The 22,873-nt window shown below is 71.4% G+C and carries 25 protein-coding genes and 1 pseudogene; 16 read left to right on the forward strand and 10 right to left on the reverse strand.

Going from position 1 to position 22,873, the window contains the following annotated elements:
* Positions 1–344: 344 nt before the first annotated feature.
* Together QFZ75_RS40315 and QFZ75_RS40320 are read left to right on the forward strand one after the other, a co-directional pair.
* On the forward strand, positions 345–539 hold the full coding sequence (locus QFZ75_RS40315; RefSeq protein ID WP_307545685.1) for a hypothetical protein: 195 nt from the start codon (positions 345–347) through the stop codon (positions 537–539).
* A 112-nt stretch (positions 540–651) separates the two neighbouring features.
* Positions 652–1,413: a ZIP family metal transporter gene (locus tag QFZ75_RS40320; protein WP_307545687.1), complete on the forward strand. Its 762-nt coding sequence runs from the start codon at positions 652–654 to the stop codon at positions 1,411–1,413.
* Positions 1,414–2,085: 672 nt separating this feature from the next.
* Here QFZ75_RS40320 and QFZ75_RS40325 read toward each other — a convergent pair.
* On the reverse strand, positions 2,086–2,526 hold the full coding sequence (locus QFZ75_RS40325) for a hypothetical protein (RefSeq protein WP_307545689.1): 441 nt from the start codon (positions 2,524–2,526) through the stop codon (positions 2,086–2,088).
* 951 nt (positions 2,527–3,477) lie between these two features.
* On the opposite strand from QFZ75_RS40325, the pseudogene QFZ75_RS40330 reads away from it, so the two are divergent.
* Positions 3,478–3,620: pseudogene (locus tag QFZ75_RS40330) on the forward strand (transposase); the annotation flags it as partial.
* 87 nt (positions 3,621–3,707) lie between these two features.
* On the opposite strand, the gene QFZ75_RS40335 reads toward QFZ75_RS40330, so the two are convergent.
* Together QFZ75_RS40335 and QFZ75_RS40340 are read right to left on the reverse strand one after the other, a co-directional pair.
* Entirely contained in the window at positions 3,708–3,863 is a 156-nt protein-coding gene (locus QFZ75_RS40335; protein ID WP_189594521.1) for a hypothetical protein, read from the reverse strand.
* 562 nt (positions 3,864–4,425) lie between these two features.
* A complete protein-coding gene (locus tag QFZ75_RS40340) occupies positions 4,426–5,580 on the reverse strand; it encodes a glycosyltransferase (RefSeq protein WP_307545692.1) in 1,155 nt (384 codons plus the stop codon).
* Between the two features lie 480 nt (positions 5,581–6,060).
* Here QFZ75_RS40340 and QFZ75_RS40345 point away from each other — a divergent pair, with 480 nt between their 5' ends.
* Together QFZ75_RS40345 and QFZ75_RS40350 are read left to right on the forward strand one after the other, a co-directional pair.
* Positions 6,061–6,630 (forward strand): DUF6059 family protein, encoded by a 570-nt coding sequence (locus QFZ75_RS40345; protein ID WP_307545695.1) that lies wholly within the window; start codon positions 6,061–6,063, stop codon positions 6,628–6,630.
* A 477-nt stretch (positions 6,631–7,107) separates the two neighbouring features.
* Complete coding sequence (locus QFZ75_RS40350) at positions 7,108–9,132, forward strand: AfsR/SARP family transcriptional regulator (protein WP_307545939.1); 2,025 nt, start codon at positions 7,108–7,110, stop codon at positions 9,130–9,132.
* Positions 9,133–9,561: 429 nt separating this feature from the next.
* Here QFZ75_RS40350 and QFZ75_RS40355 read toward each other — a convergent pair whose 3' ends face one another.
* The 6 genes from QFZ75_RS40355 to QFZ75_RS40380 form a co-directional block, all read right to left on the reverse strand.
* A complete protein-coding gene (locus tag QFZ75_RS40355) occupies positions 9,562–10,395 on the reverse strand; it encodes an SDR family NAD(P)-dependent oxidoreductase (protein ID WP_307545697.1) in 834 nt (277 codons plus the stop codon).
* A 104-nt stretch (positions 10,396–10,499) separates the two neighbouring features.
* The gene (locus QFZ75_RS40360) at positions 10,500–10,955 is read right to left on the reverse strand and encodes a DUF1772 domain-containing protein (RefSeq protein WP_307545699.1); all 456 of its coding nucleotides are present in this window, start codon (positions 10,953–10,955) and stop codon (positions 10,500–10,502) included.
* Positions 10,956–10,960: 5 nt separating this feature from the next.
* The gene (locus QFZ75_RS40365) at positions 10,961–11,350 is read right to left on the reverse strand and encodes a SchA/CurD-like domain-containing protein (protein WP_307545700.1); all 390 of its coding nucleotides are present in this window, start codon (positions 11,348–11,350) and stop codon (positions 10,961–10,963) included.
* 11 nt (positions 11,351–11,361) lie between these two features.
* Complete coding sequence (locus QFZ75_RS40370; protein ID WP_307545701.1) at positions 11,362–11,619, reverse strand: acyl carrier protein; 258 nt, start codon at positions 11,617–11,619, stop codon at positions 11,362–11,364.
* 221 nt (positions 11,620–11,840) lie between these two features.
* A complete protein-coding gene (locus QFZ75_RS40375; RefSeq protein ID WP_307545703.1) occupies positions 11,841–12,614 on the reverse strand; it encodes a thioesterase II family protein in 774 nt (257 codons plus the stop codon).
* 354 nt (positions 12,615–12,968) lie between these two features.
* Positions 12,969–13,340 (reverse strand): SchA/CurD-like domain-containing protein, encoded by a 372-nt coding sequence (locus QFZ75_RS40380; RefSeq protein ID WP_307545705.1) that lies wholly within the window; start codon positions 13,338–13,340, stop codon positions 12,969–12,971.
* Positions 13,341–13,535: 195 nt separating this feature from the next.
* Between QFZ75_RS40380 and QFZ75_RS40385 the strand changes: the two genes are divergently transcribed.
* From QFZ75_RS40385 to QFZ75_RS40435, 11 genes are all read left to right on the forward strand, one after another.
* Positions 13,536–13,871, forward strand: coding sequence for a TcmI family type II polyketide cyclase (locus QFZ75_RS40385; protein ID WP_307545707.1), 336 nt, complete (start codon positions 13,536–13,538; stop codon positions 13,869–13,871).
* A complete protein-coding gene (locus tag QFZ75_RS40390; protein WP_307545708.1) occupies positions 13,868–14,305 on the forward strand; it encodes a cupin domain-containing protein in 438 nt (145 codons plus the stop codon). Before QFZ75_RS40385 ends, QFZ75_RS40390 begins: the two co-directional genes overlap by 4 nt.
* Positions 14,302–15,585, forward strand: a complete 1,284-nt coding sequence (locus QFZ75_RS40395; protein WP_307545710.1) for a beta-ketoacyl synthase — start codon at positions 14,302–14,304, stop codon at positions 15,583–15,585. Before QFZ75_RS40390 ends, QFZ75_RS40395 begins: the two co-directional genes overlap by 4 nt.
* 143 nt (positions 15,586–15,728) lie before the next feature.
* Positions 15,729–16,958 carry a ketosynthase chain-length factor gene (locus QFZ75_RS40400; RefSeq protein ID WP_307545712.1) on the forward strand — a complete coding sequence of 410 codons (1,230 nt, stop codon included), beginning with the start codon at positions 15,729–15,731 and terminating at the stop codon, positions 16,956–16,958.
* 48 nt (positions 16,959–17,006) lie between these two features.
* Positions 17,007–17,495: an SRPBCC family protein gene (locus QFZ75_RS40405; protein WP_307545714.1), complete on the forward strand. Its 489-nt coding sequence runs from the start codon at positions 17,007–17,009 to the stop codon at positions 17,493–17,495.
* Positions 17,496–17,498: 3 nt separating this feature from the next.
* Positions 17,499–17,960, forward strand: coding sequence for an anthrone oxygenase family protein (locus tag QFZ75_RS40410; RefSeq protein ID WP_307545716.1), 462 nt, complete (start codon positions 17,499–17,501; stop codon positions 17,958–17,960).
* 32 nt (positions 17,961–17,992) lie between these two features.
* A complete protein-coding gene (locus tag QFZ75_RS40415; RefSeq protein WP_307545718.1) occupies positions 17,993–18,754 on the forward strand; it encodes an SDR family NAD(P)-dependent oxidoreductase in 762 nt (253 codons plus the stop codon).
* Positions 18,754–19,071, forward strand: a complete 318-nt coding sequence (locus tag QFZ75_RS40420; RefSeq protein WP_307545720.1) for an antibiotic biosynthesis monooxygenase — start codon at positions 18,754–18,756, stop codon at positions 19,069–19,071. The genes QFZ75_RS40415 and QFZ75_RS40420 overlap by 1 nt, the downstream gene beginning before the upstream one ends.
* 7 nt (positions 19,072–19,078) lie before the next feature.
* The gene (locus QFZ75_RS40425; protein WP_307545722.1) at positions 19,079–19,375 is read left to right on the forward strand and encodes an antibiotic biosynthesis monooxygenase; all 297 of its coding nucleotides are present in this window, start codon (positions 19,079–19,081) and stop codon (positions 19,373–19,375) included.
* Positions 19,376–19,395: 20 nt separating this feature from the next.
* The gene (locus QFZ75_RS40430; RefSeq protein ID WP_307545724.1) at positions 19,396–20,133 is read left to right on the forward strand and encodes an SDR family NAD(P)-dependent oxidoreductase; all 738 of its coding nucleotides are present in this window, start codon (positions 19,396–19,398) and stop codon (positions 20,131–20,133) included.
* Positions 20,134–20,139: 6 nt separating this feature from the next.
* The gene (locus QFZ75_RS40435) at positions 20,140–21,006 is read left to right on the forward strand and encodes an LLM class flavin-dependent oxidoreductase (RefSeq protein ID WP_307545726.1); all 867 of its coding nucleotides are present in this window, start codon (positions 20,140–20,142) and stop codon (positions 21,004–21,006) included.
* Positions 21,007–21,131: 125 nt separating this feature from the next.
* Here QFZ75_RS40435 and QFZ75_RS40440 read toward each other — a convergent pair whose 3' ends face one another.
* Entirely contained in the window at positions 21,132–22,769 is a 1,638-nt protein-coding gene (locus QFZ75_RS40440; protein ID WP_307545727.1) for an FAD-dependent monooxygenase, read from the reverse strand.
* Positions 22,770–22,873 lie beyond the last annotated feature (104 nt).

Raw genomic sequence — 22,873 nt, forward strand, 5'->3', positions numbered from 1 at the left:
ACCGTCGCCACCACCGCGAGCTCCGCGCCCGTCAGCGCCGTGACGCGCCTGTTCCTGGTCTTGAACATGACGTTCCCCTATCTCCACCAGGATGCCGCCGACTCCCCGGACAGCGACACACACAACGCTATCCACGCCCTTCATACGCATTGCCAACTTTCTCGGGCAAACCACCAGTTGGAGGGGAATCGCAGCTCACCGACGAACGGTCCCTCCCCCAGCGCACGCCGGACCCACCCGCACGGAGCACGCCCCCGGCCATCAGCCCTTTTGCGCCCGGGATCCCACGCCGTCCCTGGCAGCAGTCGAGAACGACGACGAAGCGCCGGGCTGCGCGGTCCGTGATGATCTCGCGCAGCGCCTGGCAGGTGACGGTCACCGCCACCGAACTGCTGCGCTTCGGGCACTCCTGGGCCGCCGTCCACGCCATCCACGCCGCCCGCCCCTCCCCCGCCCACCCCACCGGGCGGTGCCTGCTCACCCTCACCCCCAAGGCGTATGCAGGCACCGGCGTCCAGGCCGTCCACCCCGGCCGGTAGCCACCGCGCCCGCGGCAGGAGACGGGGTGGAAGCATCTGTGTGCAGAATCATGAGGAGGGCTTTTGGCGCCACCGGCTGATGACCTGATCGGCGCCGGGTACCCATAGGCTCATGACAGAAGTGGTTCAGGCGGGTCTGTGGGGGCTGGTGGCAGGTTCTGCGCTGCTCCTCGGGGCAGTGGCGGGTTTCGGGCTGCGGGTGCCGCAGAAGGTGATCGCGGCAGTGATGGCCTTCGGAGCCGGCGTGCTGCTGTCGGCGGTCAGCTTCGAGCTGGTCGGGGAAGCCTACGAGCAGGCGGGACTGGCGCCGGCGGTCATCGGCACGCTGGCCGGCGCCGTGGCCTACACGGCGGGCAACATGTGGCTGGCCCACCGCGGCGCCCGCCACCGCAAGCGCTCCGGCCACCACCAGGACCAGAGACAGCCCTCCGAGGACCAGCAGAACGGTTCGGGACTCGCGCTGGCCTTCGGTGCCCTGCTCGACGGCGTTCCGGAGTCGGCGGTCATCGGCGTGAGCCTGCTCGACGGCGGGGCAGTGAGTCTGGTGACCGTGGCGGCGGTGTTCATCAGCAACGTTCCCGAAGGGCTGTCCAGCTCGGCGGGGATGAAGAAGGCAGGCCGCAGCAAGGCGTACGTCTTCGGGGTGTGGGGTGCCATCGCCGCGGCGAGCACTCTCTCGGCGGTCCTCGGCTACACCGTGGTCGGCGGTTTCTCCCCCGCCGTGATCGCCGCCGTGACCGCGGTGGCGGCCGGAGCGATCCTCGCGATGGTCGCCGACACGATGATCCCCGAGGCGTTCGAGGACGCCCACCTGGCCATCGGGCTGATCACGGTCAGCGGCTTCCTGGTCTCCTTCGCCCTCTCCCACACCTGACGGACCCGGTCACCGTCGCAGACGGGGACGGCCTCCCGCCCGCTGAGGGTCCAAGCAGACGCGGAGGGGGACGCGGCGTCGTCCGTGAGGGGTGCGGGCCAGGCGCCGGTGCCGTCCGGCGCGAGGAGCCAGGAGCGGCCCTCGGTGGCGTGGTAGTGGACGGTTACCGCCTCGGCGCTCGTGAGCGAGTCCGAGTTCATCACCGGCTCGGCGGTGCTCTGTCAGTGTGTGATCTTGTGGTTCTGTGCCTGCGTGAGCCCCCGGTGGGCTGTCTCCGGGGGCTCGACTGCAGGCGCGGCGGCCGGGGTCCTGGTCTTCGAAGGGCGCCTACCGGCAGGGGCGGCAAGGGTGCGAAGACAACCTGGTCCCGACAGTACGGCGGCACAACTGCGCTGCAGTTGTCCGCTGGGCACTCCGGCTGCGACCGCAGGGAAGGAAGGAGCAGGCCCGGCCGGGCCCGGCCGGCACCGGGGGTCGATCCGCCTCGCACTCGGTGACATCCACATCCACCCTGTTCCCGCATGGGCCGACAGCCTGTGCTCCAAGGCGCCCCGGCAACTGGACCGGGTCCGTTCGGCTCGGTCCTGGTGTCGGCGGGTTGTCGCTCGCCGCATGTACGGATGAGTGCCGGCGTGGCCGATTTGGTGGTCGGCCACGCCAACTGTCGTTGGGTCAGGGGCACAGGCCAACGTCGGAGTTGTAGTAGATGTCGATCGCGCCGCTCCAGGCCATGCACTGGCCGGCATGGGGGAGGTCCTTGTAGACGGGGCCGGCGAAGGTCGTGTAGGAGCCGGCGTCCCTGGCCGGGGTGGTGCTGGCCGGCCAGGTGTCCAGGGTGACCTCCATGAAGACGCGGGCGCCGGGCTTGTTGCGCACCGTAACGGCGCACCACTGCTCATCTGCCGCGCTGTAGGCCACGTACGTGGTCGCGGCCACGGTGGTCTGCGAGGAATTGACCGGAGTCTCCATGAAGACCTCGTACCCCGTGCCGCACGCCCCGTTGTACGCGCCGGCAGTGGCGGCCGAGGCCGGCGTGGTCGCGGCGAGCGTGCCGCCCAGGGCCAAAACGGCAAGGGCTCCGGCGGTGGCTGTCTTGCGGCGGATCGACTTCATGATGCTCCCCCTAGTGGTTCCATGACGGGACGGCCGGTCATCGCCGTCCACGCACAGTCAGACCAGGCAGACCTGCTGACAGTTGCAGACTTTTTTGTCGTGGTCCTGTCACCGGTGTCACAAGGACTGTTACGCCCATGTGCATGGCGTGCCCGTACGTATGGCCGTCGCCGGATTCATCTCTCACCACCGCCGGCGTCTTGAGCACCGGAGCCCTGCGCGCCCATCGGCTGACCGCCGAGCCCAGCCGCCGCCTGCGCGCCATCACCGCCCCCGCCGGCCTGAGTTGTGAGCAGGTCCTGGCCCAGGCCGTGCCTGTCAGGGCGGTCTTCTGTGCTTGCGGTCCCGTGCGGGTGCAGGGCACCGCCGTGCCGCCCGGCGTCGGTGATCGTCCGTCGGGGCCGGTCTCCGGGTTCCTCGGGCGACGGGGCTGGCCATTCCGTAGGTTCCGCGGCGGCGGGGACATGGACGACGCACGTGCTGACGTGGACGATCGAGCCGCGGATCGAGCTGGTGGATCGGGCCGGGCCGCTCCGCAGGGAACCGGCCGGGATCAGCCTGGGGTTGCCGGTCCGGAGCGGGTGCGGGAGCGGGTGGGCGGCCCCGGGCGGGGAGGGACAGGTCCCACCGGGCGATGGAGAGGCGGTAGCCGGACTCCGGAGCGCGCACGGTCTTCGGCTCGCTGATGACTGATGTCCGGGCAGTGGGGAAAGGGCGGCGGCACTCGTTGAAGTGGTGGATCACGTCACGGACGGTGCCCTCGTCGGCCTGGACCAGTTGCGCGATCGTGGGTGTCCTTGACGGCGGTGGTGACGATCTTTCCGGCATGTCGTGGGTCGAGCTCGACGATCTGCCCGTTCATCAATGAGGCGGTCGCTCGCGTGGACCTTGCGCCTGGCCCAGACGGCCCCGGCCGGCAGGGCGGTGGAGGCGGCGGGGATGCCGCCGTCCACCGTCCGCGACGGCACCGGCTTCACCACCGCCGCCCCCTGGCCTCCTACGCCGGCCTCGCCCCGGCCACGAAGTCATCCCAGACGTCGAGCCACGGCGAACACACACCCAGAGGCGGCAACCGGCAGCTCGAACGCGCGATCCGTCAGCTCCTCACGATGTTGGCCCTCCCCTTGAGGAGGAAGCCACGGACAGTGACTCGTCGCGGCCATCGGGTGAGGCGTCCCGACTCAGAAGAAGTGCTTGCGTCCACCGACCGCGCGGCCGGTCGCACCCAGGATCCACAGGATGGCGCCCACCAGAATGAGGATGCCGCCGATCGTTGTGAGCAGCCCCATGCCGACGAGCAAGCCGATGAGCAGCAGAATAAGACCAAGAATAATCATTTCAATTTCCTGTCGTCAGGTGCGACTCAGACGCGTGTGCGTATGAGCTTCACAGCGGCCCGAATTCCCCTTGCCCGGTAGGTCCTGGCTCCGAATTACGCCAGGACCTCGGTGCGATAGCCCTTGTGCCCGGCGACACGGCATCCACGCACGTCCTCGAAAATTTGTTGGGCACTGTTCTCGGATCTGCTGACATGCGTGCGGTGTCGGGTCAGGGTGGCAGCGCAGCACAGGGTGGAGCTCTCCCCTGTGCAGGCTGGCGGCGCCGGCTGCTGCTGCTGCGGCACTGTCGGTGCTGGCAGCGGCCCGCCCGGCGCGCGATCGAACGCGCCGACGACGCGGCCGAGTTGTGGAGGCAGGAGGTCCGGCCGCGGGTAGGAGCACCGCGACGGTGAACAGCGCCTGGGTGGTCTTCGAGGAGGAAGCTGGCCAGTCGATGATGCCGCCGCTTGCCGGGGCCTGAGGCCGCCAGGGCAGCACCCCGGTCGTCCGCGCGGGCGCCTGGCACATACCGTCGCGTCCCGTCCATTCCGTCGTCCCTTGTGTGTGGGGCGCGAAGCGGTCACGGGGCGGTGTCGTCTCGGGTGACCAGGATTTCCAGGTGTCGCACGAGTTGGGCCGGGGAGGGCTGTTCGCGCATCTCACGTCCCAGCCGCTGGGCCGCCTGGCGGTAGCGGTGGGCCCTCAGCATCTCGCCGAGCCGCTCCCGGACCGATTCCCTCGTCCATTCCGTCGCGGGGATCACCGCAGCGGCCCCGGTCTCGGCGAGCCGCCCGGCGTGCCGGATGTGATCGGGCAGGCGCGGCAGGAGAAGTTGCGGGAGGTCGTAGCGCAGGGCCGTGAGCAGCGATCCCGCGCCGCCGTGGGCAATCATCAGGTCGCATTCCGGGAGCAGCAGGTGCAGGGGGGTGTCCACCATGACGCGTACGTCCCTCGGGACCCGGCCCAGTGTGTCCCGCTGCCGCGCGCTCACCGCGGCGACCGGCTCCACGTCCAGGTCCGCGATGGTGCGGACGATCTCGCCGGTGAGGTCGTAGCCGGGGTCGAGGCGGCCCATGGTGTGGCCCCAGGTGACGCACACCCGCGGGGACTGCGAGCGGGGCGGCAGGGCGGGCAGCACCCCGGGACCGTTGTAGGGGACGGAGCCCATCGGCAGGCGCGGGGAGCCGGTAGCGCCCTGCAGGGCGCCGGGGCACGGATCCAGCGTCGCGACGCCGAAGGGGTTCACCCCGCTCACACCGGCCCTGCGGCAGAGCGGGGCCAGTGCCTCGCTCAGGAGGTCGCCGGCGGCACCGAGCAGGTCGGTCCCGTACAGGTGGCGAACGGCGGGGATGCCGGATGCGGCGGCAGCGAGCGGGCCGGCGAAGGTGGTCGGCTCGAACACGATCGCGTCGGCGTGCCAGCGGGCGGTCAGTTCGGTCAGGTCGTCGACCATGGCCTCCGCGAGGGAGGTGAACAGACCCAGCACCCGGGGCCCCCTGCCCGTACCGGAGGCCCGGGTGCCACCGGCCGTTCCCGCGATCTCGCGGAAGACCGCCACCGCGTCGACGTCGTGGCCGACCGGTGCCGCGTTCAGGCCGGTCCGCAGCGTGAGGTCGGTGAGCCGCGGTTGGCTCGCGACGAGCACGTCATGGCCGGAGGCACGACATGCCCAGGCGAGCGGGACCATCGCGTAGAGGTGGGAGGGCCAGGCCCAGGTGGTGAACAGGATCCGCATGCGCGGCACCCCATCATGGGGCGCTGCACGCATGCTCCACGACCGCTCGACGTCCCGGGGCGTTGACCGGAATTCGAGCGGTCACCCCAACAGTGACACCATGTCGTTCCATGTGATCGTTACCGGGGCGGGTACGGGTGGCGGATTTCCGGCCCCTTGGCTGAAACGGGCCGGGGTCCAGGCGACTGCCCACCCACATGACCGGATTCGTTCCGGCAGCTTCCACGGACACCGCACCGGTACCGGGAAGGTGAGGAACAGCGTCACGGCAGGTGCGCAATTCGCCGATGATGTCGGCTTCCGGGTGCGGCGACCGCGCCTTCCTGCTGCAGGTATCACCGATTTCGGTCTCCTTTCCATGACCGTGAGAGTTCCGGTCACCCCGGGGTGCGCGGACTGCGCCCGTGCGAGGCCTTGCATGGGATATCGATCCTCTTCGCCCTCGGGGGAGCTTTGGGAATTTTGCCGGGAATCCGGCATGTGGAGGAGTTCACGCGGCCGCAAGACGCCACGGTCGAGTACAGCACCGGCAACAGCACGGGGCCGGCCGGGAATGGGACCGGCTTGTTCCAGGGCAGCGCGCGCGACCGCGTCAACCGGAATCCCAGTGGCCGATTTCCGCCGGGCGCCGCGCAGCCGCGCGGCGCGGCGCGGGCGAAGTCCGTCGGCGTCCTCCCCACCCGTCGGGGAGCCGAGGATGCCGCGCTTTCTGCCGTCGCGCCGGGCGACCTGCCGCGGTGCGGAGGGGAGGGCGAAATGCGTCAGCGGCTCAGCCGGTGGTTGACAGCTCTTGCCAAGACGCTGCAGCAGGGCCTCATCGCCCTCGCGGAGTGGAACGGGTGCACACCGGCGTTCCGGCATCTGCTCGAGCAGGACACGAGCCAAGAGGAGCAGCTGCCGGATCCGGCCGCCACTCCCCCGGGGCATCCGGAGCGGCTGCTGCCGCACGTGCCGCCCACCGCGAAGGAAAGGCTGCTCTGGGAGGGGCTGGAACTCGATATCGGTCGCACCGAACAGGCACGCAATCAAGTGGAAGATCCCGGTCAGTGATCCGGGGGCGGTGAAATCCCTGGATCCTCCGGGCCGACCACGGACCCGCCCGGAGTAGTTGACATGTTCAAGTAATACACATGCGTAGCAAAAATCGAGTCCATATCGAGCCATGAGCTGTTGAATCGATCACATCTGATCAGCCAAGGTATACACGGGGGTGTTGCTGGTGCGTGGGACAGGTGCGCATCAGAAAAGCGTCAATTCCGGACCGAATCGATGGCCCCCACGAGCGCGGCCGTCGAGTGAACGTCCGTTGAAGGTCGTCGCCGACTCGAAGATTCCACCCTAGGGCGCCGACGGCGCGTGGGATCACTCATGTCCGGGGACAGCGGTGGTGAATCGCTGTGCGTGGTCTCGCGGCACCTTTTCGTGTGCCGCGCCGCCAGACAAGACGCTGCATGTCGCAGTGACGTAGTTGACCAGCCTGCACCCTAGGGGGAGGCTATGTTGGTATTCTCGATTCTTGGACCGTTGATGATTCGCAGCTGTGGGCGCGAAATCACCCCCACGGCGCCGAAGGTCCGGCAAATGATCTCATTACTCCTGGTAAGACGGAACCAGGTCGTGCAAGTGAGTGAGATCATCGACGAGTTATGGGCGAACAACCCACCGCCCAGTGCCATGACCACTCTGCAGACCTACATCTACAAACTCCGCAAGGACGTGCTGGAGCCGTCCGGGCTGGCCCAGCTAATCACCCAGCCCTCCGGATACCTGCTGGAGGTGGCGGACGACACCGTCGACGCCAGCTCCTTCGAACGCCTGACGGCGGAGGGCCGACAGGCGCTGGGGCGCAATGACTTCCGGCACGCCGCCGACCTGCTCAGCCGCGCCCTGGCGCACTGGCGGGGCCAGGCGCTGACCGGCGTCAGGGCGGGTGAGATCCTGTCCGGGCACGTCATCCGGCTGGAGGAGATCCGGCTGCGCGCACTGGAGATGCGCATCGACGCCGAAATGCGGCTCGGCCGCCACCAGGACCTGATCGGCGAACTCAAGCAGTTGGCACTCACCTACCCGCTGCACGAGGGCTTCCACCGGGACCTCATGACGGCCCTCGAACTGTCCGGCCGGCGCTTCGACGCCCTGGACGTCTTCCGCCAGCTGCGCACGACCCTCATCAACGAGCTGGGCCTTGAGCCCTCCGTCCAGCTCCAGGAGCTCCACCAGGGCCTGCTCAGCACGGGCGCGAGCGCGGCGGGACAGGGTGCGGGGCCGGGTGCGGGGCCGGGCTCCGCACCGGTGTTGGACCGTTCCGCGGGTCCGCAGCCGAGAGCTCTTGTCCGGCAGTTGGCGACCGCCCCCGGCACTCCCCGTCACGCGCCGCAGCCGGTCCCGCGCAAGGTGAACCGGGCCGACCAGCCCCTGGGGGGATGGCATACGCCCGAGCCGGTGCCCGCTCAACTCCCCGCCGACATCCCCGACTTCGTCGGCCGAGTCGAACTGGTGTTCCAGATCCGGCGTTGGCTTGCCATGGCGGTCGACAACTCCCACGGCCGGCCGGTCGCCCGCGCGCTCGCGGTCCTGGGGGCGGCCGGCCTCGGCAAGACGACGCTGACCGTCCACGCCGCGCACCTGGAGAAGTCCCGCTTCCCGGACGGGCAGTTCTTCGGCGACCTGCGCGGCAGTTCCCCGAAACCCGCCGATCCCGGTGAAGTGCTGCACGGTTTCCTCAACGCGGCCCGGATCCGCCCGCAGGACATCCCGCAGCGCATCGAGGACCGTTCGCGGCTGTTCCGCACCTGGTGCCGCGGGCGCAGGGTGCTCATCGTCCTGGACGACGCGCGCTCGTACGCGCAGGCCGCCCAGCTCATCCCGGCGACTCCGCACTCCGTGGTCCTCATCAGCAGCAGAGGGACGGCCGACGGTCATTCCGGTGTCATGGTCTCCGAGCTGAGACCGATGACCCCGGACGAGGGGCTGGCCCTGCTCAGCCAGGTGGTGGGCGCCGACCGGGTCGCTGCCGAGCCGGCGGCGGCACGGGCCGTTGTCGAGCTGTGCGGCCGTCTCCCGCTGGCGATCCGGTCGGTGGGCGCGAACCTGGCATCGATTCCCGGGTGCAGCATACGGAAGGTCGCGGCCCAGCTCGAAGCCGACGCCGTGCCGCTCGCCGAGTTCCAGCATGACGGACATGACCTCCGGGATCGCTACGAGGGCAGTTACCAGAGCCTCGAACCGAACGACCGCAGCACCCTGCGGCTGCTCAGCCTGCTGCCGCCCGGTCCCTTCTCCGGCGGCACGGCGGCGGACCTCCTGGGAGTCTCGCCGAACGACGTGACGCGCCGGCTGAACCGGCTGGTCGACTGTCGTCTCCTGAAGAGCACCACCGCGACCGGCGCGACCAGCGACGCCTGCTACGAGCTCGACCGGCTGTGCCGGCTCTACGCCCAGGAACGGCTGAGCACGGAGTACCTCCAGCCGCAGGTCCAGCGGGGTGGATCCGGCGCACGCACGCCGTTGCAGAACAGCGGCGGCCGCACTCCCTCGGCGGCGTCGGGATAGGCACAGACAGCCGGGGAGAAGGACCGTGGCTGCCACGGCCCGGACCACCGGCGTCGTCACGAGGCAGGAGGCCGAGCAGCCGGGCAGCGCGTGGGCGTGGTCAGGGCCGGTACAGCGGCGGCCGTGTGATCCGCCGTCGCAGGCCGGGGTCCGTGTCCTGGCGGCGATGTGCCTGTTCCCCGGGGCCGGCCGTCGTCTCGTCCGGGACGGGCCGGCCGCCGGGCCGTCCGGGCTGCCGGCCCGGCCGACGGCACCAGGGACGCGGTCCGGCCCCGGGCGGAGGGCGTCGTTCGACGGCAGCGGTTCGCCGGCAGGGCCCGGCTCCGGACGGAACCGGGCCCTGCCGGACAGGACTTCGCGTCACGGCTGTCCGACACCGAACCGCGGAACGCAATCGGCCCGGGCCCGGGCCCGGGCCCGGCGCCGGGGTCAGTCGTGCGCGGTGGCCAGCGACCGGTCCCGCCAGGGAGCGAGGGCAGCCGGGTCGTCGACGGCACGCCGTTCGATCACCTCGACGGCGTCCCGGCCCATCGGCAGCCGCGGCGGCATGGTGTCCGCGGTGGCGACCTCGTAGATGAGCCGGGCGCCCTTGACCGGATCGCCGAGCTGGGCGTGGTTGTTCTGCTCGATCCGTTCGCGGTAGGCGCGGCCGGCCGGGCCGTCCTCGTAGTCGGTGATCGTCTCGCGGGTCAGTTCCAGGGAGGACGGGTCGAGGAAGTCGGTGCGGAAGACGCCGGGTTCGACGATGGTGACCTGGATGCCGAGCGGGGCGACTTCGAGGGCGAGCGCCCCGGTGAGTCCTTCGAGCGCGTGCTTGGTCGCGTCGTAGACGGAGGACCCGGCATTGGGGCCGAGCCCTGTGCGGGAGCCGATGTTGACGATCCGGCCGGAGCGCTGGGCCCGCATGACGGGCAGGACCGCGCGGGTGAGGTTGACCACGGCCAGGACGTTGAGGTCGAACAGGGCGCGGACCTGTTCCTCGGTGGTCTCCTCCATGGGTCCGAGCAGCCCGCGGCCGGCGTTGTTGACCAACACGTCGATGGTGCCGAAGCGCTGTACCGCCGCGTCGACGGCGGGCTGGATCCTCGTGGTGTCGGTGACGTCGAGCGGCTGGGCGAGCAGCCGCGGGGACGTGCCGAGGCCGGCGGCGATCCGCTCGGGGTCGCGGGCGGTCGCCACGACATTGTGGCCCTCTTCCAGCGCGACCCCGGCGATCTGCGCGCCGAAGCCACGGGACGTTCCGGTGATGAACCAGGTGGACATGCGTCCTTGCCTTTCTCGGACTGCGGGAGGAACGCCGCTGCGGCCCCGGCGGGAAGCTGCGCGGTACCCGCGCGCGGTCGGTGGGTGCCCGGAGCACCGGATCGTCAATGCACGGTGGCGGCACCGGCGTTCACCAGCAGGGCGGCCACGGCCAGCGTGGTGCGCAGCAGGTGCCAGCGCCGCCACAGCGGCCGGGGGTCCATCCAGTCGGCAGGCAGCCGGCCGGGGTCCCTGATCGCCTTCACCTGCCGGTTCAGCGGCACGTTGCACAGGTGCGAGATGCCCGAGACACCCAGGAGCACCGCTGCCGCCGCCACGTACCAGCCACGGACGCCGGCCGGTCCGAGGCCGGCCAGCAGCGCGTCGGTGGCGGTGGTGGAGAGCACGATGATCGGCATCAGCGGGTCCCAGTAGCGCCCGAGCAGCTGGTGGGCGTAGACGTAGGTGCCGGGCTCCATGGCGACGAGGGCCGGCAGCGTGCTCACCGCCACCGCGAACAACACGCCGGCGGTCAGACCGCTGCCGAGGAGACTCAGCACGCGCAGCAGGTCGACAGCCACCGCGGTCACTCCTTGAGGGCGGCGGGGTGCGTGTCCACGGTCAGCTCGGCGATACAGCGCATCGTGGCGTCCTTGAAGTAGGCCGCGAAGCTCTCCGGTGCCGAGGTGTCACGCTCCTCGGCGAGGTAGGGCTGCAGCTTCTCCTCCAGCAGGTGGACACCCTTCTGGGCACCGATGTGCCGTCCGACGGCGGCGAAGTCGCCCTCGTAGTGGATGACGCGTACCAGCACGTCGTCCTTGATGAACACGGCGGTGCCCAGCAGGCGGCCCGTGCTCTCCCCCGGCGCGTCGCCGGGCAGGTCGGGTGTGTCCACTCGGCGGAAGTGCGCGAACAGCCCGGCGATCTCCTCCTGGTGTCCGGGTTTGATGCGGTAGGTGACGGCGGCATAGGGCATGAGTTGCCTCCTCAATCGCTCTGGCGGGGAACGGAGTTGATGACTTTCAGCAGCATCCGGGGGGTCTGTGCCTCGATCGCCGCGTCGTCGTCGATGACGATCGACCGTTCCCTGCTGATCACAGCGGTGACCTGGAGCAGGGCGAGGGAGTCGTAGCCCAGTTCGACGAAGGGGGTGTCCAGGGTGTCGCCGTCCAGGTCCGCTCCGTCGATGTCGCCCGCGCATTCGCGCAGCCTGGCCCGCAAGTCTTCGATGGTGAAGTCGGTCATGGCTGTTCCCTATCCGTTGGGTCCGAGTGGGGTGGCGAGCAGGTCAGCTCGCTTGGAGCAGGTCGAGGACGCGGATCCGGCCGCCGCAGCCGGCCGCGGCGCAGGACGAGCGGCGCCGGGCCCGGCGCCGCTCGATCGCGGCCGGCACCACCAGGACGCCCGGCCCGGGTCACGCACAAGGCCCAGCACCTCGATGTCCATCGTTCCCTCTCCGTTTCGTGTCAGGGAGCGGCCACCGGGTTCAGCCCCGCCAGCGTGCTGCGCAGCAGCCGCGGGAGGTCGGAGCCGCGGACGAAGAAATGGTCGCCGTCGATCTCGGCCGTCGCGAATTCCCCGTGGGTGTAGCGGCGCCATGCCTCCACCGCCCTCCGGGGGGCGATGGTGTCCTGCCTGCCGGCCACCGCGAATATCGGGCAGGGCAGGGTGCCGTGCGGGCCGGTCCGCAGGGCACGGGCCAGCGCCAGGTCGCCGCGGATCACTTCGAGGAGGGAGCGGAGCCACAGCGGGCGCCCGGCCACGCGGGCGTCGAGGCCCCCGGTGTGGCGCAGGAAGCGCATGATGTCCGCGTCACCGGGGCCGACGGTGTCGATGAGGGAGGTGCGCACGTGTGGCGCGCCGCAGCCGCCCACGGCGACCAGTTGCGGGGCGTCGCCGCCCCGTTGGAGGTGGTGGACGGCGAAGGCGTGGGCGACGAGCGCCCCGAGGCTGTGGCCGTAGAAGGCGTAGGGAGCGTCGAGGAACGGCGCGAGTTCGTCGTGGAGGTCCTCCAGCAGGCGGCCGGGGTCGGTGACGCACGGTTGGCGCAGCCGGCTCTCGCGGCCCGGGAGCCGCACCGGCACGACACTGATGTCGGGCGCGAACCCGTAGGCCCGCAGCCAGCCTGCGTAGGCGAGCGCGCCCGCCCCCGCGTGGGGGAAGCAGAACAGCCTCACTCTCGCCCGGCTCGCCGGCGTCACCGCGAGGTAGCCGAGGGCCTTGCGGGCCGCTGGCGCCATGTCTGTCTCCTTCCCCCGAACGCGCGCACAGGCGTCGCTCATGCCGCGTGACGTGATTCCCGTCAGATCGCGGAGCCGCGCCGACCGCATCGAAAAGATGCTCCACAGAGCTGCTGGAATCCAGCTCAACGCCGGATGGAGAGGGCGAGCGCGCCGGAACCGGAGGCGTCCGCCTCCGTCCGGGCCCGGACCTGCCGAGGTCGGCGGCCGGCCGTCGGACGCATCCCCTGGAGCCGCTGTGCAGCAACCGCCCGGCGAGGAAGCCGGCCTCGCAGGTCTTTTCCTTCAGCCGCTGAACAGGTCCGACGGCGCCGGCTCGTGCGTTCGAAGCAGCCGGTCCCGACACCGGCCGGCTCAGGCGCGGTCGTGTGTCGACATCTGGGCGATGCACGGCAGCAGGCTCCGGGTGAAGGTCGCCACGAAGCCCTCCGGGGTATCGGTGTCCCGCGGGCGCGTCAGATACGGCTTCAGCCTGCGTTCCACGTCCCGCACGCCCGGCTGTGCGGCCATGTGGCGGGCCACCGCCTCCAGATCTCCCTCGTACTCGATCACCCGCACCAGTGCGGCGCCGCGCAGGAAGACCGCGGTGGCGAGGATGCGGGTCGTCTCCTTCCCGTCCGGGTCGGGCACGGACGCCGAGGGGACGCGTCGGAAGGAGCCGAAGATCTCCTTGAGCTCCTCCTCGCAGCCGTCCTTGATGTCGTAGGTGAGGGCGGCGAGCGGCATGGCGGCCTCCAGGCTTCGTGGACCGGAACGGACCGCAGGATCCCACCGGGGCGTTGTGCCGTCCTCGAGTCCCGCTGAGCGCGGCCGCGGTACAGCTTGTTTCGAGGGGGGATCGAGCCTGCTGCCCAACCCTGCTGTCCTGCACCGCCGGTGACGCCGGCCGTGCTCCCACCCGTGCAGTCAAGGAGGTAGCCGGTGCATCGGACGCTCATCGTGGCTCGGATGGACCCGAAGGACTCCGAGTCCGTCGCCACGGTCTTCGAGGAGTCGGATTCCACCGATCTGCCGCACGTGATCGGTGTGGCGCGGCGGACCCTGTTCTCCTTCCACGATCTCTACTTCCACCTCGTCGAGGCGGACCAGGACATCTCACCCAATCTCTACCGGGCCCGCAGCCATCCCCTCTACCGGCGCATCAACACCGGCCTGGGGGAATGGATCTCGCCCTACGACCCGAACTGGCAGGAGCCCAAGGACGCCATGGCCTCGCCGTTCTACGTGTGGACCCCGGAGGGGGGACGGATCCGATGACGGCGCCCACCGACGCCCGGCGGCTGCGCGTCAACGAGGCCGACGCCAGGCCCAACCGCCGGCGCGGCGGGGACATCCGGGTCACCCTCTCCCCGGTGACGGTCGGTTCGACCTCCGGGTTCGGCGGCATCCTCAGCCTGGAGCCGGGCGAGTTCGTGACCGAGCACTACCACCCCTACTCCGAGGAGTTCCTGCACGTCGTCACCGGGGCCCTGGAGATCGCGGTGGACGGCACGAAGGTGTCCCTGGGGCCCGGTGACTCGCTGCTGGTCCCGATCGGCGCGCGGCACCGGCTGGTCAACACCGGTGCCGGCCGGGCGCGCTGTGTCTTCCATCTGTCCCCGCTGGCGCCACGGCCCGAGCTGGGCCATGTGGACACCGAGGACCCCGTGGACCGGACGGCGCCGCAGCCGCAGGTCGGGGGGACACCGTGACCGCTCAGGGCGCCGGCGGCGGGCGGGCGGTGATCACCGGGATCGGGATGGTCGCCCCCGGCGGCATCGGCCGCAAGGCCGCCTGGGAGTTGCTGGCGGCGGGCCGCACCGCCACCCGCCGGATCACCCTCTTCGACCCTGCCCCCTTCCGCTCCCAGGTCGCCGCCGAGGTCGACTTCGACCCGGTGGCGAACGGCCTGACGGTCCGCGAAGCGCGCCGCATGGACCGGGCCGCGCAGTTCGCCGTGGTCTGCGCCCGTGAGGCGCTGTCCGACAGCGGCGTCGACCTGCCCGGCACGGAGCCGGACCGCGTCGCCGTGTCCCTGGGCAGCGCGGTGGGCTGCACCATGGGCCTGGAGGAGGAGTACGCCGTGCTCAGCGACGGCGGCCGGCAGTGGCTGGTGGACCACCGCTACGGCGTCCCCCAGTTGTACGGCTACATGGCGCCCAGCACGCTGGCCGTCGAGGTGGCCCGCGAGGTCGGCGCCGAGGGTCCCGTCGCCCTGATCTCCACCGGCTGCACGTCCGGCCTGGACGCCATCGGCCACGGCGCGCGGCTCATCGAGGAGGGCGGCGCGGATGTCGTCGTCGCGGGCGCCACCGAGGCTCCGCTCTCCCCCATCACCTCCGCCTGTTTCGACGCCATCCGTGCCACGACCTCCAACAACGCCGACCCCGAGCACGCCTCCCGCCCTTTCGACCGGGAGCGGGACGGCTTCGTGCTCGGTGAGGGCGCCGCCGTGCTGGTGCTGGAGGACAAGAGGGCCGCCGAACGGCGCGGCGCCCATGTCTACGCCGAGATCGTCGGCTTCGCGGCCCGCAGCAACGCCTTCCACATGACCGGGCTGCGCCCGGACGGCCGCGAGATGGCCGAGGCCATCACCCGCGCACTGGAGCGTGCCCGGCTGGACGCGACCGCCGTGGACTACATCAACGCCCACGGCTCGGGGACCAAGCAGAACGACCGGCACGAGACCGCCGCCTTCAAACGGAGCCTCGGCGAGCACGCCCGGGCCGTCCCGGTCAGCTCCATCAAGTCGATGATCGGGCACTCGCTGGGCGCCATCGGCTCGCTGGAGGTCGCGGCGTGCGCCCTGGCCCTGGAACACCAGGTCGTGCCGCCGACCGCGAACCTGCTCACCCCCGACCCGCAGTGCGACCTGGACTACGTGCCCCGGGTCGCCCGGGAGCACCGGATGGACGTGGTGCTCAGCGTCGGCAGCGGCTTCGGCGGCTTCCAGAGCGCGATGGTGCTGGCCGGTCCCGGCGCCGTGCGGTGAAAGACGTCCCCCCTGTCCTGGGAGGCCGAGCCCGCGGGGATGCGTCCGGCGCCCGCGCGGCCACGGCCGGCCCCGCCGCACCCGTCCGGGAACCCCCGGCGTGGTTGTCCTGAAACCGCCTACCCACTTGTTAGGAGCGCGCGTTGAGCAGCGCCGCCACCGCACCGTTGATCACGGGGATCGGGATCACCGCGCCGACCGGCCTGGGGGCCGGCCGGCACTGGGAGTCGGTGCTCGCCGGTAAGTCCGGCATCGCCCGGATCAGCCACTTCGATCCGTCCGGCTACCCGGTTCGCTTCGCCGGGGAGGTGGACGCCTTCGAGACCGCCGGGAAGGTGCCCGGCCGGGTCGCGAAGGAGACCGACCGGTGGACCCACCTCGCCCTGGTCGCCGCCGACGAAGCCCTGGCCGACGCCGGCGCCGACCCGGCGGCGTTTCCCGAGTACGGCATGGCGGTGGTGACCTCGTCCTCCTCCGGCGGTACCGCGTTCGGCCAGCACGAGATGGAGAACCTCTACCTGCACGACTCCGGCTGGGTGAGCGCCTACCAGTCGATCGCCTGGTTCTACGCCGCCACCAGCGGGCAGATCTCCATCCGGCACGGTATGCGCGGCTCCTCCGGGGTGCTCTGCTGCGAGCAGGCCGGCGGGCTGGACGCCCTCGCCCAGGCGCGGCGCCTGCTGCGGGACGGCGCGGCCCTGGTGGTCAGCGGCGGCACCGACGCGTCGCTGTGCCCGTACGGCCTGACCGCGCAGCTGAGCACCGGCCTGCTGTCCACAGTGGCCGATCCCTACCGCGCCTACCTGCCCTTCGACGCGGCCGCCTGTGGCTTCCTGCCCGGCGAGGGCGGGGCGATCCTGACCCTGGAGGATCCGCGGGACGCCGCGGCCCGCGGGCACCGCGGTGGCTACGCCCAGGTGCTCGGTCACGCCGCGGGGTTCGATCCCGTGCCGGGGACCGGCCGTCCGCCCGCGCTGCGCCGCACCATCGAACGTGCCCTGACGGACGCCGGTCTGGCACCGCGGGACATCGACGCCGTGTTCGCCGACGCCGCCGGTGTACCCGAGCTGGACGCGATCGAGGCCCGGGCGCTGGGCGAGGTCTTCCGTCCGTACGGTGTGCCCGTGACCGCGCCCAAGGTCCTGACCGGGCGGCTGTACGGCGGTGGCGCGCCGTTGGACGTGGCCACCGCCGCGATCTCGCTGCGCGAACAGGTCCTGCCGCACACCCCGGCCCCGATCACCCCCGACCCCGCCCACCGCCTCGACCTGGTGCGGGACGAGCCGCGCCGGATCGCGCTGGGTGCCGTGCTCGTGCTCGCCCGTGGGCACGGCGGCTTCAACTCCGCGCTGGTGCTGGGCCGCTGGACGTGATCCGGGCCGTCCCGACAACCGCCGTCCCCGAACGAGAAAGGCAATGCCATGGCCGGTCACACCGACAACGCGGTCGTCATCGACGCGCCGATGGACCTCCTCTGGTCGATGACCAACGACGTCCCCTCCTGGCCGGAGCTGTTCAGCGAATACGCCGCCGCCGAGATCACCGCCCGGGACGGGGAGACGGTGACCTTCCGTCTCACCACACACCCCGACGAGGACGGAAACGTCTGGAGCTGGGTCTCGCGGCGCACCCCGGACCCCGAGACCCGCGTCGTGCGGGCGCAGCGCGTGGAGACCGGCCCGTTCGAATACATGAACATCCGCTGGGAGTACGCCCAGCAGCGGGACGGTGTCCGGATGCGCTGGATACAGGACTTCCACATGAAGCCGCAGGCGCCCGTCGACGACGCGGGCATGACCGCCTATCTGAACCGCAACACCGTGGTGCAGATGAAGCTGATCAGGACAAAGGTCGAGGCAGCCGCCCGGGCTCTGGCCGGTGCTGAGCCCGGTGCCCCGAACGGGCGGTGAGTCGTGGTCAGCTGGCTGCTGCCGCTGGTCCTGCTGCTCAACGGGCTGTCGGCCGGCGTGCTGCTCGGCACGCTGCTCGGCGGGTTCCCGCTGCTGGCATCGCTGCCGGAGGACCAGTACGTGCAGGCCCATGCCTTCTTCGCCGGGCGCTACGACCCCTGGATGCCGGCCTGTCTGATGGGTGCGCTGGCCGGCGACGTCCTGCTGGCCACCGATGTGCGCCGCGGCGTCGCCGCCGGGCTGCTGGCACTGGCCGCGCTGCTCTGCACCGCCACCCTGGTGATCTCGCTCACCCAGAACGTGCCCACCAACAGGTGGGTGCGCAGCGTCGACCCCGCCGACCTGCCGCACGACGTGGACATCCCCGCCCTGCGGGAGCGCTGGGGGCGATGGAACCGGCTGCGCGGAACCCTGACCATCCTCGCGCTGGCCGCCAACTGTACGGCCCTGGCCACCTTGCTGTGACCATCGCCCGGACCCCATTCGAGGAGCGACCCATGCAACCGAACGACCTTGGCCTGTCCGGTAAGAAAGCCGTCGTCACCGGGGGCGTGCGCGGCATCGGCCGCGGCATCGTCCTCGCCCTGGCCCGGGCGGGGGTGTCCGTGGCCACCAACCACCGCCAGGACAGCGCCTTCGCGGACAGCCTCCAGCACGAGCTGAAGGAGATCGGCGGTGACCACCTGCTGCGGCGGGCCGACCTGGCCGACGCGGACCAGGCCACCGCGTTCGTCCGGGAGGCCGGGGAGCACTACGGCCGCATCGACCTGATCGTCAACAACGCCGGTGCCATCAGCCACATCCCGTACGGCGACCTGCCGGTGGAGGAGTGGAAACGCATCATCGACATCAACCTCACCGGCCCTCATCTGATCATCCAGGGTGCGCTGGACCATCTCGGCGAGGGTTCCTCGGTGGTCAACATCGGTTCCAAGGCCGCCGAGGCCGGCGTGCCCAACCGCGCCCACTACACCGCCACCAAGTCCGCGCAACTGGGCCTGACGCGCTCGTTGTGCAAGGAACTGGGCCCGCGCGGCATCCGCGTCAACACCCTGCTCCTCGGCGTCATCCAGACCGAGGCCTTCGACGACAAGCCGGCCGAGCAGCGCGAGCAGGCCCTGGCGATGTACAGCCGCAAGACGGCGCTGGGCCGGCTGGGCCGGCCGGACGAGGTGGCCGGGGCCGTGCTGTGGCTGGCCAGTGACCTCTCCAGCTATGTCACCGGCGCCGCCATCGGCGTGGACGGGGGCATCTCCTGATGACCTTCCGGGTGATGCTGCGCATGGAGATCAGACCAGGCACGGAGGACGCCTTCGAACGGGAGTGGCACGAGGGCACCGCGGCCGTCACCGGTCATCCCGCCAACCTGGGTCAGTGGCTGGCGCGGAGCACCGCGGCGCCCTGCGCCTACTACATCGTCAGCGACTGGGTGGACGAGAGCGGCTTCCGCGCCTTCGAGTCCGGCACGGCGCATGTCGCGCACCGCGAGCGGCTGCACGTCTTCCGGGCCGGTGCCACCTTCGACACCATGCGCGTGGTGTCGCACATCCCGGGGAGGGCGTCCGATGCCGGGTGAGGTGCTGGTGATCATCCATCACCAGGCCCGCGACGAGGACGAATGGGCGGCCATCCAGCAGGCGTATCGGCAAGTCAGCAGTCGGCTGGCGGGCGTGCCCGGACTGCTCGGCAACGAGCTGATGCGCTCTGCCGCCGACCCCAGCTCCGTGGCCGTGGTCAGCCGCTGGCGTGATCTGGCGGCGTTCCAGGAGTGGGAGCAGGGCGGTGCGCACCGCGAGACCACCGCCTCCCTGCGGCCCTACCGGGACAGCCGGCTGCCGGTGCCGTTCGGCGTCTACCGAATCGAGGCCGCTTACCACTAGCGGCGAAGGAGGACCACATCATGGAACAGGGACTGGCGGGCAAACGGGTCCTGGTCACCGGCGGCACCCGCGGCATCGGCAGGGCCACCGTGCTCGGCTTCGCCCGGGCCGGCGCGCGGCTGGCGGTGGTGGCGCGCGGGACCGGCGAGGACGCCGAGCGCCTGGAACGCGAGTTGAAGGAGATCGGCGCGCACCACACGCTGCTGCGTGCCGACGTGACCGACTCCGCGCAGGTCGCCGCGGCGCTTGCGCAGTGCCGCGAGCAGTTGGGCGGGCTGGACGTGCTGGTCAACAATGTCGGGGTGGACGGCGCGGTGTGGTTCGCCGACCTGGACGAGAACGAGTGGCACCGGGTGCTGGACCACAACCTCACCAGCGCCTACCTGGTCACCCAGGCGGCGCTGGAGCTCCTGGCCGACGGCTCGTCGATCATCAACATCGGTTCCTCGGTGGCGATGCGCGGGCGGGTGCGCGGTGTGCACTACACCGCCGCCAAGGCCGCCCTGGTGGGTCTGACACGCGCGCTGTGCAAGGAGCTGGGTCCGCGCGCCATCCGCGTCAACACGGTGGCCCCCGGGCTGACCGAGACGGAACCGGGCGCCGGGCTGCCCCCCGAGGCGGTGGAACACATCGTCGGCATGACCGCGCTCGGCCGGATCTGCCAGCCCCAGGACGTGGCCGGGGCCGTGCTGTTCCTGGCCGGCGACACCTCCCGCTACATCAGCGGGGTGACCTTGAACGTCGACGGCGGGGTGTGAGCGGCGGTGGCAGGGATCGAGATCGGGGTGGCGCTGCCCACCACCGTCCCCGACAAGGACGCGCCCGCGCTGCCGCAGTGGGCGCGGCGGGCCGAGGAACTCGGCTTCGCGAGCCTCGGCGTGCTGGACCGGCTGGTGTACGACAACTTCGAGCCGCTGACCGCGCTCGCCGCGGCGGCGGCGGTCACCAGCCGTATCCGGCTGGCCAGCACCATCCTGATCGCGGCCTGCCGCGGTGCCGCCGCGCCGCTGGCCAAGCAGGCGGCCACCGTGGACGCGCTCAGCGGCGGACGGCTGGTGCTCGGCCTGGCGGCCGGGGGCAGGGAGGACGACTACCGGGCGGCCGGTGTCGCCTACGGCGGTCGAGGTGCCCGGCTGGACGCCCTGGTCGGCGAGATGCGGGAGATCTGGGCGGGACACGGACCCGAACCCGGGATCGGCCCGCGCCCCCACCGGGGCACGATCCCGCTGCTGTTCGGAGGGCACGCGCCCACCGCGATGCGGCGCGCCGCCCGTTACGGCACCGGCTGGATCGCCGGCGGCAGCTCCGTCACCGCGTACGCCGACCTGGTGGGGCGGGTCCGTCAGGAGTGGGCGCTGCAGGGCCGGACCGACCGGCCGCGGATGGTCGCGCTGGTGTACGCCTGTCTGGGGCAGGATGCCGAGCGGCGTGCGGCGGACTATCTGCGCGGCTACTACTCGTTCATCGGGGCCAAGGCGGACCGGGCGGCTTCCGGCGTGCTGGTGGACGCCGGGGCGCTGGGCGAGGCCATCGCCGGCTACGCCGAGAGCGGCTGCGACGAGTTGATCGTGCTGCCGTGCACCGCGGATCCGCTTCAGCTGGACCTGCTGGCGAAGGCCGCGCTGGGCTGAGGGGGGGTGGGGTCGGGGCGGCAGCACCACGGAAAGGGCGGGGCGTGAGGGGGGGCGGGACCTGAAGGTCCCGCCCCCCCCTCACGTGTGTGCGGCGGTGCCGGCGGTCCGCTGCGGGCGCGGTGTCACCGGCCGGCGGGGGCAGGGGCGTGACCCGCGGCGCGCGCCAGTGACGTGCGGATCCGCGCCAGGGCCTGCGCCAGGTCGCCGGCCGGATGCGGGGACCGCCAGGCGACCATGGCGTCCGGACGCACCAGGACCGCGCCGCCCTCGTGGACGCCGAAGGCCTGTGCCCAGTCGCGGTCCTGCGGCACCAGTTCCCCGTCGGGGCCCAGCACATGGGTGCGCAGCGACAGGCCCAGCTCGTCGGCCACCGACCGCGCGGCCTGCGCCCAGTGCCGGGCCGCCGGTGAGGAGTCCGTCAGCAGCACGTGGTCGTCCCAGAACAGGTCGATGGTCGAGATCCGCTCGCCGTCGCGTTCCAGCCACACATGCGGGGCCCGGGTCCCCGGCTCGCCCTCCAGCCGCAACTCGGGGGTGAGCACCGGGCGGTCGGCCGGCGCCGAGACGGACGAGGAGGAGTACCGGTAGCCGAGGGTGACGATGATGTCGTCCACCATCGACCGCTTGTCCTCGTCGGTGGCGTAGCCGTGCCGGATGCGGTTGCGCACCAGGGCCTGTGCGGCCATGGCGCTGCCCACCGCGTGCCGCTCCTCGTGGTAGGTGTCCAGCAGGGCCGCGCCGCCCCGGCCCTGCAGCACGGCGGCCAGCTTCCAGGACAGGTTGTGCGCGTCGTGGATGCCGGTGTTGGCTCCGAAGCCGCCGGCCGGCGGGTGCACGTGCGCGGCGTCCCCGGCCAGGAAGACCCGGTCGACGCGAAAGCGCTCGGCCACCAGCTGGGCCCCCTCCCAGGGGATCTTCGCGACGATCTCCACGTCCAGGTCCGCCCTGCCCGCTGCGGTGCGGATGATCTGCGCACACCGTTCGTCGGTGAAGTCCTCGGGCTTCTCCCCCTGGTGCGGGTGGTACAGCGGTGCGGCGAGCCAGGGGCTGCACCCGTGCAGCCGGGACAGGCCCGTCAGCGTCCCGGAGGCCGAGGCGTAGAACAGGATGAACCGGTGGTCCTTCAGGAGCATCTCCAGGTCGTTCGAGTGGAAGTAGATGCTCAGTGCGTCGAACACCGTGCCGCGGCCGTGGCGGGGAACGCCGAGCAGAGCGCGCACGGTGCTGTTGGTGCCGTCCGCCGCGACCACGTAGTCGGCGCGCACGGTGATCCGCCTGCCGCTGTGCTGTTCCTCGGCGACGGCCGTGACCCCGTCCGGGTCCTGGCGCAGTTCCACCAGCTTCGTTCCGAAGCGGATGTCCGCGCCCAGGGCGCCGGCCTTCTCGGCGAGCACCCGCTCGTAGCGGTCCTGGCCGCAGCCCATCACCCGCTCCGGGCTGATGGAGGGTCCGTCGAGGGAGGGCCGTTCCACCGTGACCGCCTCAGCGACCTGGGCGAAGGTCTCCGCCTGGATGATGCCGCCCTCGAAGTCGGGGTGCGAGTCCCCGATCTCCAGGGCGCGGATGTCCGGTCCCAGGCCGGCGGAGCGGAACATCTCCAGGGTCCGCGCCTGCAGACCCGGGGCACGCGGCAGCGTCGACGTACCGTCCCGCTTCTCCACAAGCATCGTGCCGACCCCGTGTCGTTGGCTGAACAGTGCGGTGGACAGCCCCACGGGGCCGCCTCCCACGATCAGCACCGGGACTCTCACGTCGTGCATCCGTATCCCCTCGTCGCCGATTCCGTCGATGAAGTGCGTGGAGCCGTGCCAGGTGGGCCGCGGCACTACATGACAGGGGTAGGAGGGCGGACTCGAGCGATCGT

This window comes from Streptomyces sp. V3I8 (genome assembly GCF_030817535.1).
Lineage (GTDB): Bacteria > Actinomycetota > Actinomycetes > Streptomycetales > Streptomycetaceae > Streptomyces.